At 71.9% G+C, this 17,518-nt stretch carries 17 protein-coding genes; 4 read left to right on the top strand and 13 right to left on the bottom strand.

The window, feature by feature from the left end; all coding sequences use genetic code 11:
* Positions 1-671: acyl-CoA dehydrogenase family protein (locus ACGFZF_RS24495; protein WP_393557289.1), on the bottom strand; the 671-nt coding region annotated here is incomplete at its 3' end.
* 166 nt (positions 672-837) lie between these two features.
* Between ACGFZF_RS24495 and ACGFZF_RS24490 the strand changes: the two genes are divergently transcribed.
* Positions 838-2,166 (top strand): UDP-glucose dehydrogenase family protein, encoded by a 1,329-nt coding sequence (locus tag ACGFZF_RS24490; protein WP_393557287.1) that lies wholly within the window; start codon positions 838-840, stop codon positions 2,164-2,166.
* A gap of 102 nt (positions 2,167-2,268) precedes the next feature.
* Here ACGFZF_RS24490 and ACGFZF_RS24485 read toward each other — a convergent pair whose 3' ends face one another.
* The 4 genes from ACGFZF_RS24485 to ACGFZF_RS24470 form a co-directional block, all read right to left on the bottom strand.
* The gene (locus tag ACGFZF_RS24485) at positions 2,269-3,186 is read right to left on the bottom strand and encodes a membrane dipeptidase (protein ID WP_393557285.1); all 918 of its coding nucleotides are present in this window, start codon (positions 3,184-3,186) and stop codon (positions 2,269-2,271) included.
* A 170-nt stretch (positions 3,187-3,356) separates the two neighbouring features.
* On the bottom strand, positions 3,357-4,613 hold the full coding sequence (locus ACGFZF_RS24480; RefSeq protein WP_393557283.1) for a dipeptidase: 1,257 nt from the start codon (positions 4,611-4,613) through the stop codon (positions 3,357-3,359).
* Positions 4,610-5,149, bottom strand: a complete 540-nt coding sequence (gene purE, locus ACGFZF_RS24475; protein WP_393557281.1) for a 5-(carboxyamino)imidazole ribonucleotide mutase — start codon at positions 5,147-5,149, stop codon at positions 4,610-4,612. The genes ACGFZF_RS24480 and purE overlap by 4 nt, the downstream gene beginning before the upstream one ends.
* The gene (locus ACGFZF_RS24470; RefSeq protein ID WP_393557279.1) at positions 5,146-6,285 is read right to left on the bottom strand and encodes a 5-(carboxyamino)imidazole ribonucleotide synthase; all 1,140 of its coding nucleotides are present in this window, start codon (positions 6,283-6,285) and stop codon (positions 5,146-5,148) included. The genes purE and ACGFZF_RS24470 overlap by 4 nt, the downstream gene beginning before the upstream one ends.
* 163 nt (positions 6,286-6,448) lie before the next feature.
* On the opposite strand from ACGFZF_RS24470, the gene ACGFZF_RS24465 reads away from it, so the two are divergent.
* The gene (locus ACGFZF_RS24465; protein WP_393557277.1) at positions 6,449-6,964 is read left to right on the top strand and encodes a GtrA family protein; all 516 of its coding nucleotides are present in this window, start codon (positions 6,449-6,451) and stop codon (positions 6,962-6,964) included.
* Positions 6,965-7,014: 50 nt separating this feature from the next.
* Here the strand turns inward: ACGFZF_RS24465 and ACGFZF_RS24460 are convergent, their stop codons facing one another.
* Positions 7,015-8,286, bottom strand: a complete 1,272-nt coding sequence (locus ACGFZF_RS24460) for an ATP-binding protein (protein WP_356605894.1) — start codon at positions 8,284-8,286, stop codon at positions 7,015-7,017.
* 120 nt (positions 8,287-8,406) lie between these two features.
* Positions 8,407-9,084 (bottom strand): response regulator transcription factor, encoded by a 678-nt coding sequence (locus ACGFZF_RS24455; protein WP_147978263.1) that lies wholly within the window; start codon positions 9,082-9,084, stop codon positions 8,407-8,409.
* 426 nt (positions 9,085-9,510) lie between these two features.
* On the opposite strand from ACGFZF_RS24455, the gene ACGFZF_RS24450 reads away from it, so the two are divergent.
* Positions 9,511-11,031 (top strand): peptide MFS transporter, encoded by a 1,521-nt coding sequence (locus tag ACGFZF_RS24450; RefSeq protein ID WP_393557275.1) that lies wholly within the window; start codon positions 9,511-9,513, stop codon positions 11,029-11,031.
* 84 nt (positions 11,032-11,115) lie between these two features.
* On the opposite strand, the gene ACGFZF_RS24445 is transcribed toward ACGFZF_RS24450, so the two are convergent.
* The 6 genes from ACGFZF_RS24445 to ACGFZF_RS24420 form a co-directional block, all read right to left on the bottom strand.
* Positions 11,116-12,465, bottom strand: a complete 1,350-nt coding sequence (locus ACGFZF_RS24445) for a hypothetical protein (protein ID WP_393557313.1) — start codon at positions 12,463-12,465, stop codon at positions 11,116-11,118.
* A gap of 14 nt (positions 12,466-12,479) precedes the next feature.
* Positions 12,480-13,613, bottom strand: a complete 1,134-nt coding sequence (locus tag ACGFZF_RS24440; protein ID WP_393557273.1) for a hypothetical protein — start codon at positions 13,611-13,613, stop codon at positions 12,480-12,482.
* On the bottom strand, positions 13,610-14,458 hold the full coding sequence (locus ACGFZF_RS24435) for a hypothetical protein (protein ID WP_393557271.1): 849 nt from the start codon (positions 14,456-14,458) through the stop codon (positions 13,610-13,612). The genes ACGFZF_RS24440 and ACGFZF_RS24435 overlap by 4 nt, the downstream gene beginning before the upstream one ends.
* Positions 14,458-15,141, bottom strand: coding sequence for a peptidase (locus ACGFZF_RS24430; protein ID WP_393557269.1), 684 nt, complete (start codon positions 15,139-15,141; stop codon positions 14,458-14,460). Before ACGFZF_RS24430 ends, ACGFZF_RS24435 begins: the two co-directional genes overlap by 1 nt.
* A 316-nt stretch (positions 15,142-15,457) precedes the next feature.
* The gene (locus ACGFZF_RS24425) at positions 15,458-15,934 is read right to left on the bottom strand and encodes an ATP-binding protein (protein WP_356605884.1); all 477 of its coding nucleotides are present in this window, start codon (positions 15,932-15,934) and stop codon (positions 15,458-15,460) included.
* Positions 15,935-16,024: 90 nt separating this feature from the next.
* Positions 16,025-16,393, bottom strand: coding sequence for an STAS domain-containing protein (locus ACGFZF_RS24420; protein WP_147978267.1), 369 nt, complete (start codon positions 16,391-16,393; stop codon positions 16,025-16,027).
* 212 nt (positions 16,394-16,605) lie between these two features.
* Here ACGFZF_RS24420 and ACGFZF_RS24415 point away from each other — a divergent pair, with 212 nt between their 5' ends.
* Positions 16,606-17,508: an RNA polymerase sigma factor SigF gene (locus ACGFZF_RS24415; protein ID WP_393557267.1), complete on the top strand. Its 903-nt coding sequence runs from the start codon at positions 16,606-16,608 to the stop codon at positions 17,506-17,508.
* Positions 17,509-17,518 lie beyond the last annotated feature (10 nt).

Below are 17,518 nucleotides of genomic sequence, written 5' to 3'. Positions count from 1 at the left end.
GGGATCCGGACGTTGTCGAGGTAGACCTCGCGGGTCGGGGAGCCCTTGATGCCGAGCTTCTTCTCCGGGGCGCCGAAGGAGACGCCCTCGTCGGACTTCTCCACGACGAAGGCGCTGATGCCCTTGGAGCGCTTCTCCGGGTCGGTGACGGCCATCACCGTGTAGTACTCCGAGACGCCGGCGTTGGTGATCCACCGCTTGACGCCGTTGAGGACCCAGAAGTCGCCGTCGCGGACCGCGCGGGTCTTCATGCCGGCCGCGTCCGAGCCCGCGTCGGGCTCCGAGAGCGCGTAGGAGAACATCGCGTCGCCCTTGGCCAGCGGGCCCAGGTACTTCGCCTTCAGCTCCTCCGAACCCGACAGGATCACCGGCAGCGACCCGAGCTTGTTCACCGCGGGGATCAGCGAGGACGAACCGCACGCCCGCGCGACCTCCTCGATCACGATCACCGTCGCCAGCGCGTCCGCGCCCGCACCGCCGTAGGACTCCGGGACGTGCACCGCGTGCAGGTCCGCCGCCACCAGCGCGTCCAGCGCCTCCTGGGGGAACCGCCCCTCCTCGTCCACCGCGGCGGCGAACGGCGTGATCTTCGCCTCCGCCAGCGCACGGACCGTCTCCCGGAGCATGTCGTGCTCCTCGGACAGGCGATACAGGTCGAAGTCCTTGCCCATGATCTGGAGCTCCCCTTGACTGCTAACTACCGTTAAGTAACCCAAATGCTAGAACCTGCGCGGGCCGCCGACCAGGTGAGGTTCCCGACAGGGGCCGGAACCCCGCTCGCGGGGCCCGACTATGCTCGTGCAGGCATTTTCCGCCTGCACGCACATGGAGTCCCGTATGGCCCTCAAGATCACCGTGATCGGCACCGGCTACCTCGGCGCAACGCACGCAGCGGCCATGGCGGAACTGGGCTTCGAGGTCCTCGGTCTCGACGTCGTGCCCGAGAAGGTCGAGCTGCTGGCCTCGGGCCGGGTGCCGATGTACGAGCCGGGTCTGGAGGACCTGCTCGCCCGGCACGTCGACGGCATCGAGGGCTCGACCGGACGGCTGCGCTTCACGACCTCCTGGGAGGAGATCGGCGCCTTCGGCGACGTCCACTTCGTCTGTGTGAACACGCCGCAGAAGCACGGCGAGTACGCCTGCGACATGTCCTACGTGGACGCCGCCTTCGCCTCGCTGGCGGGCGTGGTGCGCTCGGGCGCGCTGGTCGTCGGCAAGTCGACGGTGCCGGTCGGCTCGGCGGAGCGGCTGGCGGAGCTGCTGCCGGAAGGGGTCGAGCTCGCCTGGAACCCGGAGTTCCTGCGCGAGGGCTTCGCCGTACGGGACACCCTGCACCCGGACCGGGTGGTGGCCGGCCTGCGCAGCGAGCGGGCGGAGAAGCTGCTGCGCGAGGTGTACGCCGGACCGATCGCGGAGGGCTCGCCGTTCGTGGTGACCGACTTCCCGACGGCGGAGCTGGTGAAGACGGCGGCGAACTCGTTCCTCGCGACGAAGATCTCCTTCATCAACGCGATGGCGGAGGTCTGCGAGGCGGCGGGCGGCGATGTCGCGAAGCTGGCCGAGGCGATCGGCTACGACGAGCGGATCGGGTCGAAGTTCCTGCGGGCCGGGATCGGCTTCGGCGGCGGCTGCCTGCCGAAGGACATCCGTGCCTTCATGGCCCGCGCGGGCGAGCTCGGCGCGGACCAGGCGCTGACGTTCCTGCGCGAGATCGACTCCATCAACATGCGGCGGCGCGGCCAGATGGTCGAGATGGCGCGCGAGGCACTCGGCGGCGGATCGTTCCTCGGCAAGCGGGTGGCGGTGCTGGGCGCGACGTTCAAGCCGGACTCGGACGACGTACGCGACTCGCCGGCGCTCAACGTCGCGGGCCAGATCCACCTGCAGGGCGGCCAGGTGACGGTCTACGACCCCAAGGGCATGGACAACGCGCGCCGGCTGTTCCCGACGCTGGGCTACGCCGGGTCGGCGCTGGAGGCGGTGCGGGGCGCGGACGTGGTGCTTCACCTGACCGAGTGGAGCGAGTTCCGCGACGCGCTGGACCCCGCGGAGCTCGGCGCGGCGGTGCGGGCCCGGGTGATCCTCGACGGCCGCAACGCGCTGGACGCGGGCCGGTGGCGCGAGGCGGGCTGGGTGTACCGGGCGATGGGCCGCCCGCGGGCGTGAGTCCCGCGGGTGCGGACCCCGCGGAACGAACCGGTGCCCCGGGCGGCGACGCCCGGGGCACCGGCTGTGTTCGGGACCCTTCCCTGCCGGGGCGGGGACGGGTCAGGCGGCGCGGAGACGGATCGCGCGGGAGCGGAACTCCGTCTGACGCAGCGCGCGGGTGGCGTTGGCGTGGGACAGCAGGACCAGGTCCGGGGCCGTCCAGCCCCGGCGGAGCAGCTCCGCGAAGAGGGGAACGTAGCCCTGCGCCCGGTCCTTCGGGTGGGAGATGCCCACGCCGTGCGGGCCGGCCAGCGTGTGGACGCGGTCCAGGACGTCGGCCGTCACGGCCGGGTCCTCGGCGACCGGCACCATGCAGACGCCGCCGTTCTCGCCCAGCAGGCGCAGGACGTCGTCGGGCAGCGACTCCGGGTCGGCCTCGGTCATCAGGACCGGGGCCTTCGCCACGGCCAGGACCTCCCGGACGGTGTCGGGGGCCGCGCCCGACAGGTCCACGGCCAGGCCCAGACGGTTCATCTCCCGTACCGCGTCGCGTACGAAGCGGTCGAAGCCGGCGAGCGTCACCGCCCGTACGCCGAGCGCGTGGTAGGCCCGGAGCGTGGCGAGCGAGCCGCCGATCGCGTCGGCGCTCACCGGGCCGAGCAGCACGGCCACCCGCCCGTGGTTGACGGCGGCCGCGACCTCCGTGGTGGTGTGCGCGAGACGCAGGTCCTCGGGACAGGCCGCCACCAGGGCGCGGATCGCGTCGATCCGGCGCAGCGCGCCCACGACCCCTTCGTGGGGTCCGACGCGCACGGACCAGAACTGGGCCCCCGCCTCCTCCGCCCGGACCGGCGGGAAGTCCTCCGGGTCGAGTTCCGCCGGGAACTCCGTACGCCCCTCGAGGACCGGCTGCCCCGCGAGCAGGGCCCGCGCGCGTGCCGGCTCGTCGAGGGGTGGCGGTGATTCAGGGGGGTCGAGCTCGCCGGCGGCGGCAGGAACAGCGGAGAGGGTGTGGGGATCGTCTAGCAGACCTGCCATGGTGTTACTCCGAACTCGGCGACGCAGTACCGCCCCGCCGAAGGCGCGGGGCAGTACGGTCCACCGTGCCACCGCCGTCCGGCCGGGTCTCGGTGGATTGCTCCGTCCGGGCGACGGGCCCGGGACGCCGAGAAGGCCCCGCCGAGGCGGGGCCTTCTGCTGTCGGACCGTCAGGACGGTCGCCCGTCCGGGGAGTCGGGGGAGCCGGGGCCGTCGAGCGACTCGATCGTCGCGTTCGACGGTCCTCGCGTCGCCCGCAGCTCGCGCGAGACCGCCTCGGCGTCGCGCAGCGCGCGCACCGCGTTCGACCACGTCAGCCGGGCGAGGTCGGCACGCGACCAGCCGCGTGTCAGCAGCTCCGCCACGAGGTTCGGGTAGCCCGCGACGTCGTCCAGGCCGGACGGCGTGAAGGCCGTGCCGTCGTAGTCGCCGCCGATGCCGATGTGGTCGATGCCCGCGACCTCGCGCATGTGGTCGAGGTGGTCGGCGACGGTCGCGGCGGTGGCGACCGGACGCGGGTTCTCCTCCTCGAAGGCGCGGTGGATCTTCATCGCCCGCGGGGTGGTGTCGAGGTGGTGCAGGCCGTGCGCGCGCATGTTCTCGTCGGCGCGGGCCGTCCACTCCACCGCCGCGGGGAGGATGAACTTCGGCACGAACGTGGCCATCGCCACGCCCCCGTTGGCCGGGAGCTGCGCCAGCACGTCGTCGGGGATGTTCCGCGGGTGGTCGCAGATCGCCAGCGAGGAGGAGTGGGAGAAGACCACCGGCGCGGCCGAGGTCGCGAGCGCGGCCCGCATCGTCGTCGCGGCCACGTGCGAGAGGTCCACCAGCATGCCGACGCGGTTCATCTCACGGACGACCTCGTGGCCGAAGGCGGAGAGTCCGCCGACACCCGGCTCGTCCGTCGCCGAGTCCGCCCACGCGGTGTTGTCGTTGTGGGTGAGCGTCATGTACCGGACGCCCAGCGTGTGCAGGGCCCGCAGGGTGGCGAGGGAGTCGTTGATGGAGTGGCCGCCCTCGGCGCCCTTCAGGGAGGCGATACGGCCCTCCCGGCGCGCCGCCTCCATGTCGTCGGCGGTCAGCGCGGGGGCCAGCTCCGCCGGGTAGCGCGCGAGGAGCTGGTCGACGGCGTCGATCTGCTCCAGGGTGGCGCTGACCGCCTCGTCCCCGGTGAGCCGGCAGGGCACGTACACGGACCAGAACTGCGCGCCGACGCGGCCGGCCCGCAGCCGCGCCAGGTCCGTGTGCAGCGACCCGGTCTGGTCGGCGCCGATGTCCAGGCGGTCCAGGTCGTACCGGGCCTGCTCGCGCAGCGCCCAGGGCAGGTCGTTGTGACCGTCCACGACAGGGTGGTCCGCGAGCAGTTCGAGCGCCTCGGCGAGACGCTCCCGCGCGGGACCCGACCCGGCCGCGCCGCCGGCGCTCACTTGGCGAAGCCGAACGACTCCGCGCCCTCGACCTTGGCCCGCAGCCGCTTGCCCTTCTCGGTCGCCTGGTCGTTCAGCTCCTGCTGGAACTCCCGCATCCTGGCGAGCAGGTCGGGGTCGTGGGCGGCGAGGATCCGGGCGGCGAGCAGGCCCGCGTTGCGCGCCCCGCCGACCGAGACCGTGGCCACCGGCACCCCGGCCGGCATCTGGACGATCGACAGGAGCGAGTCCATGCCGTCGAGGTACTTCAGCGGAACGGGCACGCCGATCACCGGCAGCGGGGTCACCGAGGCGAGCATGCCGGGCAGGTGGGCGGCGCCGCCCGCGCCCGCGATGATCGCCTTCAGACCGCGGCCCGCGGCCTCCTCGCCGTACGCGATCATCTCGCGCGGCATGCGGTGCGCGGAGACGACGTCGACCTCGTAGCGGATCTCGAACTCGTCCAGGGCCTGCGCCGCGGCCTCCATCACCGGCCAGTCGGAGTCCGAACCCATGACGATGCCGACGACGGGGGAGGTGTCGGGGCTGCTGCTCATTCGGTGATCGTTCCTCGCAGGTAGCCGGCGGCGTGGCGCGCGCGCTCCAGCACGTCGCCCAGGTCGTCGCCGTAGGTGTTGACGTGGCCGACCTTCCGGCCGGGCTTCACGTCCTTGCCGTACATGTGGATCTTGAGCTGGGGGTCGCGGGCCATGCAGTGCAGGTACGCGTAGTACATGTCGGGGTAGTCGCCACCGAGCACGTTGCACATGACCGTCCAGGGCGCGCGCGGACGCGGGTCGCCGAGCGGGAGGTCGAGGACGGCCCGGACGTGGTTGGCGAACTGCGAGGTGATCGCGCCGTCCTGGGTCCAGTGGCCGGAGTTGTGCGGGCGCATCGCGAGCTCGTTGACGAGGATGCGTCCGTCGGTGGTCTCGAAGAGCTCGACGGCCAGGTGGCCGACGACACCGAGCTCCTTGGCGATCCGCAGCGCCAGTTCCTGGGCCTTGCCGGACAGCTCCTCGGACAGGTCGGGGGCCGGCGCGATGACCGTGTCGCAGACGCCGTCGACCTGCCGGGACTCGACGACGGGGTAGGCCACGGCCTGCCCGTGCGGCGAGCGGACGATGTTCGCGGCGAGCTCGCGCGCGAAGTCGACCTTCTCCTCCGCGAGGACCGGGACACCCGCCAGGAAGGGGTCGCGGGCGTCCTCCTCCCGGCGGACGAACCAGACTCCCTTGCCGTCGTAGCCGCCGCGCACGGTCTTGAGGATGATCGGGAACCCGCCCACCTCCTGCGCGAAGGCCACCGCGTCGGCCGGGTCGGCCACGATGCGGTGCCGGGGGCTCGGCACGCCGATCTCGTCGAGCCGGGCGCGCATCACCCCCTTGTCCTGGGCGTGCACCAACGCGTCGGGCCCCGGGCGGACGGGGATGCCGTCCGCCTCCAGGGCCCGCAGGTGTTCGGTCGGGACGTGCTCGTGATCGAAGGTGATCACGTCGCAGCCGCGAGCGAAGTCACGCAGCGTAGCCAGGTCGCGATAGTCGCCGATGACGACCTCGCTCACCACCTGCGCCGCCGAATCCTGCGGGGTGTCACTGAGGAGCTTGAACCTGATGCCGAGAGGGATGCCCGCCTCGTGGGTCATACGGGCGAGCTGACCGCCACCGACCATGCCTACTACCGGGAACGTCACCCTCTTAGGGTATCCGCACGAGACGGTGGGTCTCATCCGGCTGTGCTTTGGCACATGCGGGCGGCCTTTTCCCGTGGTTTGCCACGTCCACAGGCAGGTGACAGGGACGCTGGTTAGCATGGCTGGGTCGACATATCCGAACGGACGGGGCTGAACGATCACTATGGGTGAACGAAGCGCACTTCGCGCGCGGCTCGACCGGCTCACGCGTGAGTTCGCCAAGTTCGGCGCGGTCGGTGGTGTCGGGCTCCTGGTGGACCTCGGGGTGTTCAACCTCGTACGGCACCTGACGGACGTGCCGGTCGTCCGCGCGAGCATCATCGCGACGGTCGTCGCGATCGGCTTCAACTACCTCGGCTTCCGGTACTTCACGTACAAGGACCGGGACAAGAGCAGCCGGACCAAGGAGCTGACGCTCTTCCTCCTGTTCAGCGTGATCGGCCTGGTGATCCAGAACGGGATCCTGTACGCGGCGACGTACGGCTTCGGCTGGGACACCCCGCTGCAGAGCAACGTCTTCAAGTTCCTCGGCATCGCCGTCGCGACGCTCTTCCGCTTCTGGTCGTACCGGACCTGGGTCTTCCGCACGCTCCCGGCGCGCGAGGCCGTGCAGACCGCGGAATCGTTCCTGGAGCAGGCGCCGCGGCAGGCGCCCCGCAAGCAGCCCGACCGCGTCTGACCGGGCCCGGGACCGCACCGGCCCGGCCGGCCCGATCCTGACGGACGTGCTCAGCGGACCGGGCGCTGCGCCGTCTCGTCCTTGCGGCCGCTGACCTCGCGGCCGAGGAACAGCGCGAACACCGGAGGGTGCTGCTGGAGCAGCTCCAGCCGGCCGCCGTCCGCCTCCGCCAGGTCGCGGGCGACGGCGAGGCCGATGCCCGTGGAGCTGCGGCCGCTGACCGCCCGCTCGAAGATCCGCGCGCCGAGGTCGGCGGGGACGCCCGGGCCCTCGTCGGTCACCTCGATCACGGACTGGTTGCCGGTGACCCGGGTGCGCAGGGCGACGGTGCCGCCGCCGTGCATGAGCGAGTTCTCGATCAGGGCGGCGAGGACCTGGGCCACGGCCCCCGGGGTCCCGACGGCACGCATGCCCTGCTTGCCGGAGTGGACGATGGCCCGGCCCGCGCTGCGGTACGCGGGGCGCCACTCCTCCAGCTGCTGCTTGATGACCTCGTCGAGGTCGAAGGCGATGGCGGAGCCCGTCCGGGGGTCGCGGGAGTTGGTCAGCAGCCGCTGCACGACGTCGGTCAGCCGCTCGACCTGGGTGAGGGCGATCGTCGCCTCCTCCTTGACGGTGTCGAGGTCGTCGGAGAGGGCCACCTCCTCCAGGCGCATGGAGAGCGCCGTGAGCGGCGTACGGAGCTGGTGGGAGGCGTCCGCGGCGAGCCGGCGCTCGGCGGTGAGCATCCGGGCGATCCGTTCGGCGGAGGCGTCCAGGACGTCCGCGACCCGGTCCAGCTCGGGCACCCCGTACCGCTTGTGGCGGGGACGGGGGTCGCCCGAGCCGAGCCGTTCAGCGGTCTCGGCGAGATCGGTGAGCGGCGAGGCCAGCCTGTTCGCCTGGCGTACGGCGAGCAGCACGGCGGCCACGACGGCGAGCAGGGCCACGGCACCGATGATCAGCAGCGTGCGCCCGACCTCGGCGGTGACGGTGGCCCGGGACTCCTCGACGACCACGCGCTCGCCGCGCTCGCCCTCGGCGGTGGAGCGGATGACGCTGCCGCCGGGCCGCGTGCCGATCTCGATGCGGTCGCGGCCGGGGATCGTGATCTCGGCGTACCGCTTGGCACCGCTCTGCTCGGCGAGGATGTCGGGGTTGACGGGCTCTCCCCCGATGAGCCGGCTGTCCACGATGGAGACCAGCCGCAGGGCCTCGGAGTCCACGCTCTCCTGGGCGCTGCTGGAGATGGTGCGTGTCTCGACGATGACGAGGGAGACCCCGAACACGGCGATGACGACGAGCACCACGGCGAGCGTGGAGTTGATCAGACGGCGGCGCACGTTGCCCTCCGGGCCGGGGGTACGGGGTACCCGACGAGCCTACGGCGCTCCGGCGGCCGGACGCGGCGCACGAGGACGGCCCGCGCCGCCCACCGGCCCCGGGGTGCTCGTCCGGCCCCGTCAGCTCTTCTCGAAGCGGAAGCCGACACCGCGGACCGTGGCGATGTAGCGCGGGTTGGCCGCGTCGTCGCCGAGCTTCTTGCGGAGCCAGGAGATGTGCATGTCGAGGGTCTTCGTCGAGGACCACCAGGTGGTGTCCCAGACCTCGCGCATCAGCTGGTCGCGGGTGACCACCCGGCCCGCGTCGCGGACCAGGACGCGCAGGAGGTCGAACTCCTTCGCGGTGAGCTGGAGCTCCTCGTCGCCCATCCACGCGCGGTGCGACTCGACGTCGATGCGGACGCCGTGCGTCGCGGGGGCCGCCACCGGCTCGGTGGCACCGCGCCGGAGCAGGGCCCGGACGCGGGCGAGCAGCTCGGCGAGGCGGAAGGGCTTGGTGACGTAGTCGTCGGCGCCCGCGTCCAGACCGACCACGGTGTCGACCTCGTCGGCGCGTGCCGTGAGGACCAGGATCGGCACCGTGTGGCCCTCGGCGCGGAGCCGCCGGGCCACCTCCAGGCCGTCCATTCCGGGCAGCCCCAGGTCGAGTACGACGAGGTCCACTCCGCCCTGGAGTCCGGCGTCGAGGGCGGTGGGCCCGTCCTCCCGCACCTCGACCTCGTACCCCTCGCGCCGCAGGGCGCGGGCCAGCGGTTCCGAGATGGATGCGTCGTCCTCGGCCAGCAGTACTCGGGTCATGAGCTGATGGTAGTCCGCACGGCCCACGCGCCGGGGCGTGATCCATCGCCCCGGACGATCCCCTCCGGATCAGGGATGCCATCCTGCTGATGACCTTCGATCAGTGCCTCCTGGTTCCTATTTCACCTGTGATCCATCTCTCAAGTCCTTCCATTTCAGGCACTGTCGTGTCGTATGGTGGCGAGACGTCAGTAGCGGTAATCGGGGACCTTTGGCTCGCTTCACACGCCAAGGGTCTCTTTTCTGCACGAGGTGGGCACTGCCGGCCTCGAAGACGGTGAACGACCTGTGGGCCGGGTCCCGGAGCGCACCGACGCTCCCGGGGCGTGGATCCCGGCGGGAGGCGAACGCTCCCGCCGGTGCCGGCCTCCCCCACCGGGCGCACCACGCTCACAAGGCGCGCGTCCCGACAGAGCAAGGATCGACATGGCGTCCAGCCTGACGACGGCTTCCACCGGAACCACTGGTTCCGAGAAGACGTTCTTCGGCCACCCCCGCGGCCTGGCCACCCTCTTCATGACCGAGATGTGGGAGCGCTTCTCCTACTACGGCATGCGGGCCCTTCTCGTTCTGTACCTGGTCTCCGGCGGCGCGGACGCCGCTACGGGCAGCCAGGGTGGCGGCCTCGCCATGACGGCGGCCACGGCGACGGCCATCTACTCGGTGTACGTCTCGATGGTCTACCTGATGGCCATGCCGGGCGGCTGGTTCGGCGACCGCGTCTGGGGCGCCCGCAAGACCGTCACCATCGCCGGTTTCGTGATCATGGCGGGCCACGCCTCGCTGGCCATTCCCGGTCAGGCGATGTTCTTCGTCGGCCTGGCGCTGGTCGCCGCCGGCTCCGGTCTGCTCAAGGCCAACATCTCCACGATGGTCGGCCACCTCTACGACGGCCCGGACGACCCGCGCCGTGACGGTGGCTTCACGCTCTTCTACGTCGGCATCAACCTCGGTGCCTTCGTGGCCCCGTTCGTGGTCGGCACCGTCGGCGAGAAGGTCAACTGGCACCTCGGCTTCGCGCTCGCCGCGCTGGGCATGGGTCTGGGCCTCGTCCAGTTCCTCATCGGCACCCGGAACCTCAGCCCCAAGAGCAGCGTCGTCCCGAACCCGCTGTCCCCGGCCGAGCGCAAGGGCGTCCTGGTCAAGGCCTCCCTGGTCTTCGCCCTGGCCGCCGCGTTCTACGGCGTCGTCGTCGCGCTGGGCGTCTACACCCTGAACTGGGCGCTCGTCCCGATCACCCTCGCCGGTCTGATCATTCCGGTCGCCGTCCTCGTCCGCATCAAGCGGGACAAGGACCTCGACAAGACCGAGCAGTCGAAGATGACCGGCTACATCTGGTTCTTCGTCGCCGCCGCCGTCTTCTGGATGATCTACGACCAGGGTGGTTCGACCCTGTCGCTGTTCGCGGACGACAAGACCGCCGACACCGTGTTCGGCTTCGGCTTCCCGGCCACCTGGTACCAGTCGCTGAACCCGCTGTTCGTGATGGCGCTCGCCCCGGTCTTCGCCTGGCTGTGGCTGTGGCTGGCCCGCAAGAACCAGGAGCCGAACACCATCGTGAAGTTCGCGATGGGTCTGGTCCTCGTCGGCGCGTCCTTCTTCGTCTTCATCGTCCCGATGAACATGGCGGGCGACGGCACCACGGTCTCCCCGATGTGGCTGGTCACGATCTACATGATCCAGACCATCGGTGAGCTGTGCCTCTCCCCGGTCGGCCTCTCCGTCACGACGAAGATGGCTCCGCAGAAGTACGCCTCCCAGATGATGGGTGTCTGGTTCCTCGCCGTCACCGCCGGTGACTGCACCACGGGTCTGCTCTCGCTGGCCGGTGTGGACCTCAACGGCACAGGGATCATCGCCATGCAGGCCGCACTCGCGGTCCTGGCGGGCTTCGCGATCTACATGTACCGCAAGAAGGTCCAGGGGCTCATGGGCAGCGTCCACTGACGCACCCGACGGACCGAGCCGTACGCACGGAGGGCCGCCGCACCGGATTCGGTGCGGCGGCCCTCCGCCGTTCCGCGCCGGACGTCACCTCCGCAGGCGCGCCCACGGGGTGAAGGTGAACACCGCCCCGCCGAGCAGGATCACCGTGCCCGCGACCAGGGCGAGCGCGCGCAGGGCGCCCTCGTCCTCCGCGCCGGTGGCGGCGAGCCCACCGGAGCTTCCGGCCGAGCCGGAACCGCCGCCCGCGGCCGCGTCGCCGCCGCCGGCCGCACCGCCCTCCTGCTTGGACGTGTCGAGTTCGAGGGATGCCTGGACGCTGCCCTTGACCTGGCAGGGGATCACGATCGGCGAACCGCCCAGCGACACGTTGATCGTCAGCGTGCCGGGACTGAGCGTGGACTTGCCGCTCGCGCCCGGCTTGTACGTGCCCTTCATGTCCGGCAGGTCGACCGGCTTGCCCTGCTCCAGCGGGGCGGAGTTCGCCGGTCCGGTGACGGTGACGGTACCGCTGTCGGCGCCACCGATCTTGACCGCCATCGAGGGCTTGAGCGCCCCGGCGGGGAGCGGGGCGGGGCTGTCCATGACGCCCTTGGCGGTCCTGACGGTCAGGTCGAAGCTCCCGCCGTTCTTCTTGGCGTCGATCGTCACCTTCGAGGTGATGTTCGCCGGCCCCGGCGACTGGCAGGCGAACTGGACCGCGACCTCCTTGCCCTTGAAGTCGGTCTGCCCCCCGCCTCCGCCGGAGGTGCCGCCCGCGGTCGACCCGCCACCGCTCGTCGTACCGCCCGAGGTGGTGCCGCCGGAGGACGTCGTACCGCCCGACGAGGTGGTGCCGCCCGAGGACGTCGTACCGCCCGACGAGGTGGTGCCGCCCGAGGACGTCGTACCGCCGGACGAACCGCCGTCGCCCGCCGAGACCTTGATCGTGGCACCGGCCGCCGGCGTCTCCTTCGGCGAGCACTTGGTGTCCGTCGACAGCGGCTTGGAGACATTGATCGTGTACTTGTCCGGGGTCAGCGTGATCTCGCCCGCCTTCTCCAGCTTCAGCTTGCCCTTCATGTCCGGCAGGATCATCGGGCTGTTCTTCGGGATGGCCGGGTTCTGCCGCGGCCCCTCGACGGTCAGCGTGGCGCTCGCCGCGCCGCCCACCTTGATCGTCCCGGTGGGTTTGACCGTGTCCTTCTGCAGGTCGAGGACGTCGGGGTTCTTGGACGCGGCCTCGACGGTCTTCCAGACCACCTCGACCTCGTCGCCGACCTTCGCCTCCGCCGGCGCGGTGATCTGCACCTTGGTGGTGCCCTGCACCGGCGGAAGGCCGGAGATGGACGGCGGTATGCACTCGGTCCTGTACGAGACCTCGGCCGCCTGAGCGGGGCCGGCGGTCAGCAGGATCCCCGCGCCGCCGAGCATCAGCGCGACTCCCGCCGCGCTCATCCTCCGTTGCGTGCTCACGAATGTCCCTTCGTCGTCGGGCTGTTCTCTGACGGTGCGGAGTCCGGGGTGAACCACGGCAGGACCGTGGTGCTGTCGTCGTCCCGTGCGGGGACGGGTCGGGGAGCGCGCCGGGGGCTGCGGAGCCGGCGGTGTCCGGCGGCCGGGGCGGGCCGGGCGGCGGGGCCGGCACGGGTCGGGCGCACCCGGTCCACCACCGCCATGCCGATCCGGAAGAGCGCCGCCGGGACGACCACGGCGAGCAGCACCCAGAACAGCGTCACGCCCCAGGGCCGGCCGACGCCCCAGGGCTGTTCGACCAGGACCTTGCCCGCGTACCGGACCGAGACCTGGTAGTCGCCGTGCGCACCGGCGGTCAGTTCGACGGGCAGCCTGATCGTCGCCTTCCCGCCCGGCCGGATGGTCCCGCGCCACTGGCGTTCCTCGTACTGCGGAGAGAAGACGCCGTGACTGGTGCCGACCTGGAAGACCGGGTCCTTGACCGGGGTCTGGCCGAGGTTGCCGACGGTGAAGACGACCTCCCGCCCGGCGGGCGCGCCGAACCACACGAGTACGCCGCTGGATCCGTCGAGGCGTACCGAGGCGAGCACGGCGAGCCGGCCGTCGCCGGAGGCCTCCGGCAGTGGTGCGACCGGATGCCCGGCGACGGTGAACGTCACGTCCACGGCGTCCTGTTGGCCGGTGACGCCGGCCACGTGCACCACACAGGGGCAGGGCTTGGGAGGTTCGGCGACCGGCATCTTCCGGCTGAAGGAGCCCTTGGCGTCGACGGTGGCGGCCCGGCCTGCCGTGTTGGCACAGGAGTTGGTGCCGCCGATGACGCCCTTGCCCGGCGCGGACTGGCCGCAGATCAGCAGCATGAGCAGTGCCCCGGGCTTCCAGCCGGATCCGCTCACCGTGATCTCGCCGCCCGTGCCGCCCTCGGCCTGGGAGAGGGCGACGGTCGGGCCGGGGGCGGGTGCGGCACCGGCCCGGATGGCGGGCAGGAGACTCAGCACCAGCGCGGCGAGCAGCAGGCAGAAGGCCACGCCGGCCCGGGAGTCGGCCCGTGACCTGCCGGCGGCTCCGCCGGCGAGGTACGCCCGGTCGCGCCCGTCGCGCCGATCGCTTCCGTCGCGCTCGCCCCTCATCGGTTCGCTCCCGCCGTCGCCTCGGCCCGCACGCGTTCCTCCACCGGGTCCCCGGGCGTCGGGCCCGGCCGGGTGCGGCGCCTTCGGGCCGCGTGGGCGGCCGCTCCGACCGCCGCGAGCAGTGCCGCCGTGCCGGTCGCCCACGCGGGTCCGGAGACGAAGACGGTCTCGGTCCGGGCGGTCGCCTGCGGGGCGCCCGGGGCCGTGACGCTCAGTCGGACCGTGACGGAGTCGAGGGCCGGCCGATCGGGCCAGGGTTCGGTGCGGACGGAACGCTCGCCGGGGCGCAGGGTGACGGGCAGAGCGCGGGAGGGCCGGTCGAGGACGGTGCCGAGGACGCCGTCGGCGCGTACCGCGACGCGGGGCGTCAGGACCGTGTTGCCGCGGTTCACCAGGGTGTAGCGCAGCGTCCCCGAGCGGTCCGTCGTCACGTCCTCGACGGTGAGCGCCGCCAGGCTCGGCCCGCTCACCCGCAGATGCAACGGCACCCGGCTCTCCCGTCCGCCGGAGGTCGCGAGCAGCGTGCCTGTGTGCTCGCCGGGCGGGGTGGCGGCGGTCACGGTCACGGCGAAGGGCACGTCGGCGCGGGTCCTGGCCGGCACGGTGACCGTCCGCACGGCGAAGGCGACGGGGGCGCCCCGGGCGCTCAGGCGCACCGTGAGCGGCCGCGCGCCGGGGTTCGTCACGGACAGGGTGTCCTGGAGGACGCTGCCGGCGGCGCCCTCCAGGTAGACGTACGGCCGCCCTTCGGCCGGTCCGGCGCTCCACTGCGGGGCCGGGGCCGCCGCGACCGCTCCCAGCAGCGTGGCAGCGGCGGCCCCGAGCCCGGCCCACGCGCCCCGCATCAACGCGCCGGGCGCCGCGTGAGCCAGAGCACCCCGGCCGCGCCGGTGAGCAGCACGGTGCCGCCGAGGGTGCCGAGGGCCGTCGCGGAGTCGAGCGGGCCGGTCCTCGGCAGTTCCCCGCCGCCGGAGGACTGGGTGGCGCCGGACGAGCCGCCGGAGTCCGAGGAGGACCCGCCCGCGGCGGTGACCTGGAGTTCGAGGGCGGGCTTCGGGTTGTTCTTCGGGGTGCAGACGGCCGCGTCCATGCCGAGGGCGTGGACGGTGAGCACCCCGGCGGTGAAGGTGACCTTGCCGCTCTTCTTCGGCGTGTACGTGCCCGTCAGCTTCCCTATCCTGATCGGGGTGTCGGGCGGGATCGCCGCGGTGTTGGGCGTGCCCGTGACCTTCAGCGTCCCCTGTTCCGCGCCGCCGAGCCGGAGCTCCGCGCGCGGGGTCATGACGCCCTTGGGCAGCTCGACGGGGCTGTCGGAGACGCCCTTCTCGAAGGACATGGTGATCGTGTAGCCGCTGCCGTTCCTGACGGCCGTGATGTCGACGGGCGAGACGGCGCCCTTGGGGCCGATCTTCGTCTCGCAGGCGTAGTCGACGTCGACGACGGCGGCCTGGGCGGCAGGGGCGGAGGCCAGCACCACCGAGCCCGCCGCCGCTGCCAGCGCGAAAGCTGTTCTCCTCCGGTACGGCACCTCAAGCACCCCTCACCGCAAAGTTACTGACGGCACATCAGATTGGGCGTCAAGGTACGCCTGGGGCGTTGCAGAGGGAAGACACAGGGACGGGCGAAGTGGATACCCGTCGGGCCGTGCCCGCGCGGGGCGCACACCTGCCCGAGGCGGGAGCGGCCGATGGGGCCGGAAGGGGGCGCGGGGTGAGGTTGACGCCGTCGAGACGCGCGAGGGCGGGCGGAAGGCGCCGGGGCGCGGGTGGGTCGGACACGGGGTGCGGACCACCGTCCCCGCCGGGCGTCAAGGGGCGGATCCACCCCTGACACCCCGACAGGAGCTACGCGGGAGAGGCCAGTTCGGCCCAGACGGTCTTCCCGGGGGCACCGGGGATGCGCTCGATGCCCCAGTCGAGGCAGAGCCGCTGCACGATGAACATGCCGTGTCCGCCCGGCCGTCCGGCACGGTGCGGGGCGCGGGGCGCGGGCTGGCCGGCGCCCCGGTCGGTGACCTCCAGGCGCAGCACCTTGTTCCTGCGCCGGACGCACAGCTCCTCGGGGCCCTCGGCGTGCAGGCAGGCGTTGGTGACCAGTTCGGAGACGACGAGCAGGACGTCCTCGGCGGCGGCACGGGCCTCCGCGGTCGCGGCGGGGAGCCAGCCCCACGCGTAGAGGGCCGACCGCGTGAAGTCGCGGGCGAGTGGAACGGTGCCACTGGTCGCGCCGAGCGCGAGCGTCCGTACGTCGAGATCGGCGGCGACGCCCGACACCGGGCCCGCGACCTCCTCGACCTCCCTGCCCCCAGCAGCAGTGTCCATCAGCGCTTCACCTCACCGATTCAACCGATATCACCGGACAACTCACCCGACCCGGGCTCTTCTGCCCGGCTGTTTCCCGAAAACACCCGCTCAGCCGGGGAGTGCCGCGGCGAGCGAGTCGTGCACGGTGAAGACGACGTCCGCACCGGTGATCTCGAAGACCCGGGCGACGACGGGCCGCATGCCGGCCAGGTGGACGCCTCCCCCGGCGGCATCGGCCTTCAGCCGGGCACCGAGCAGCACGTTGAGCCCGGTGGAGTCGCAGAAGTCGAGCCGTGAACAGTCGACCACGAGCCGTGAGCGGCCGGCGGCGAGAGCCCTCTCGAGTGGCATACGCAACAGTTCGGCGGTGTGGTGATCGAGCTCACCCACCGGGGTGAGCACTTCGCTCGCCCCCTCGGTTCGAACCTCGACCCGCAGCCGTCCCGGCTGCGTGCTGCCGACGCTCTGGCGGTCCATGCCCGTGCCTCTTCTCGCTGTCGCGGATGCCCGTTGACGTGCGTAGAACCATACAAGTTCGAGGCTCCCTCCGGTAGCCGAACTCCACCACACATCCCTACAAATCGGACAATTGACACTTGCGACCGACCCTGCCGACCGGGTAGGGCTAGTAGCGGAACATTCGAAACGGCCGGCTTTGGAGGCGCCGCAAACCGCAGCGAGAAGAAACGATGGAGGAGACCATGTCACCCCGGCTCGACGCCCCGCGCACCCCCGACGCGCCGTCGGCAGCAACTCCGGCCCCCGCCCCCGGCCTTTCCGAGACCCTTCTCGAGGGTCTTCCCGAGATGCCCCCCTTCGACGAGGTCGGACCCGTCGACGCACGGGCGCTCTCCAAGACGCTCTTCGCCCGCCTCGACGCACTCGAGGAGGGCACGCACGAGTACGCGTACGTCCGCAACACCCTGGTCGAACTCAACCTGGCCCTGGTGAAGTTCGCCGCCTCCCGGTACCGCACCCGCAGCGAGCCGATGGAGGACATCATCCAGGTGGGCACGATCGGCCTCATCAAGGCGATCGACCGCTTCGAGCTCACCCGCGGCGTCGAGTTCCCCACCTTCGCGATGCCGACGATCGTCGGCGAGATCAAGCGCTTCTTCCGCGACACCTCGTGGTCCGTGCGCGTCCCGCGAAGGCTCCAGGAACTCCGCCTCGACCTCGCCAAGGCCGGCGACGAACTGGCCCAGAAGCTCGACCGTGCGCCCACCGTCGGCGAGCTCGCCGAGGAACTCGGCCGCAGCCGCGAGGAGATCGTCGAGGGCATGACGGCGGGCAACGCCTACACGGCGAGCTCGCTGGACGCCCAGGCCGAGGACGACGACGGCGAGGGCTCGCTCGCCGACCGCATCGGCTACGAGGACCACGGCATCGAGGGCGTCGAGTACGTCGAGTCCCTCAAGCCGCTGATCGCCGCTCTGCCCGCGCGCGAGCGGCGCATCCTCTCGCTCCGCTTCGTCGCCGGCCGGACCCAGTCGGAGATCGGCGAGGAGCTCGGCATCTCGCAGATGCACGTCTCGCGGCTCCTCAACCGCACCCTCGCCCGGCTGCGCAGGGGCCTGACGCTGGAGGAGTGACTCCCCCGGC

The sequence above is a fragment of the Streptomyces sp. NPDC048338 genome (assembly GCF_043201055.1).
In the GTDB taxonomy this organism is placed as follows: Bacteria; Actinomycetota; Actinomycetes; order Streptomycetales; family Streptomycetaceae; genus Streptomyces.
This window is presented reverse-complemented; position numbering and strand designations above follow the sequence as displayed.